At 69.8% G+C, this 1368-nt stretch carries 1 protein-coding gene and 1 pseudogene; both read left to right on the top strand.

What is annotated here, in order from left to right:
- The coding region (locus tag BIS11_RS17640; protein WP_253586736.1) for a tetratricopeptide repeat protein at positions 1-1013 on the top strand (1013 nt) is incomplete at its 5' end.
- An 89-nt stretch (positions 1014-1102) separates the two neighbouring features.
- Positions 1103-1368: pseudogene (locus BIS11_RS17635) on the top strand (lipoprotein localization factor LolB); the annotation flags it as partial.

Here is a 1368-nt window from a genome sequence, read left to right as displayed (position 1 = left end):
ACGCCGCCCGCCGGGGACTCGAGCTCGCCCCGAACGACGTTCGCTTCGTGCTGATGCTTGCCCAGGCCAACATTCGCCTGGGCGACATCCAGGGCGCCGAGGCGCAGACCGACGCGCTGCTCGAAAGCCACGGCGGCGGCGAGGAGCTGCGCGTGGCGCTGGCCCAGCTCTACCTGGAAGAGGAGCGACCGGCGCCGGCCTACCGCCTGCTGCAGCCGCTGATCGGCCAGGAGAACGTTCCCGATCTCGCCTATTATCTGCTCGGCGCCGTCACTCAGGCCCAGGGCGACCCCGACAACGCGCTGCTCTACTATCGCCAGGTGCGCGAAGGCAGCGAGTTTTTGCCCTCTCGCGCCAGCGCCGCCCAGATGCTGATCGACGAGGATCGGCTGGTCGATGCGCGCGCTTTCTTGCGTATCGAGCGCATGCGCCACGACACCTACTTCAGCGACCTGGTGCTGCTGGAAGTGCAGTTGCTCGACGCCCAGGGGATGGGCCGCGAGGCCGAGGCGCTGCTCGACCGAGAAGTGACGCGCACGCCGGAGGACACCGGGCTTCGCTATCTTCGGGCGATGCGCGCTTTCGAGCGCGGCGACATCGACCTGATGGAGCGCGACCTGCGCCGCATCATCGACGCCGAGCCAGGCAATGCCGCCGCGCTCAACGCGCTGGGCTATACGCTGGCCGATGCCGGCCCGCCCGGACGCCTCGTTGAGGCGCGCGAGCTGATCGAGCGCGCCTACGAGCTCGAGCCGGACAATCCGGCGGTGCTCGACAGCATGGGCTGGGTGCAGTTTCGTCTGGGCGACCCCGAGGCCGCCCTGCCCTGGCTCGAAAGCGCCTACGCCCGGATGCCGGACCAGGAGGTCGCCGCGCACCTGGCCGAGGTGCTCCAGGCCCTGGGCCGCAGCGAGGATGCCCGCGCCCTGGTGCGCCGCATTCAGGCCCGTGGCGGCGAACAGCCGCACATCGACGAGCTGCTGCAGCGCCATCCGGAACTCGGCGCGCCATGACACGGAGCGCGCCTTCTTCATGCACTAACGCTTCGAACGACTAACGCCTCGAACGACTCGGGGCGTATCACCCAACACGGAGTTTGACCATGCCGACCGCCTACCCTATCGCCTCGCCCTTCCACGCCGTCGCCCGTCCCGCGCGGGCGCTGATGGCCGGCGTCGCCCTGCTGGCGCTGGCCGGCTGCGCCACCCAGGCGCCCACGGATGAAAGCGGCCGCCAGGCAGGCCAATGGGAGCGTCAGCAGGCCAGCGTCGAAGCCTTCGACAGCTGGACCATGGCCGGCAAGGCGGGGCTGCGCACGCCGGACGAGAACACCAGCGCCAACCTGGACTGGAACCAGACCCCCTACTA

The organism is Halomonas sp. 707D4 (assembly GCF_024158685.1).
In the GTDB taxonomy this organism is placed as follows: domain Bacteria; phylum Pseudomonadota; class Gammaproteobacteria; order Pseudomonadales; family Halomonadaceae; genus Vreelandella.
Note: the sequence above shows the minus strand (reverse complement) of the source record. Positions and strands in the feature narration are given on the sequence as shown.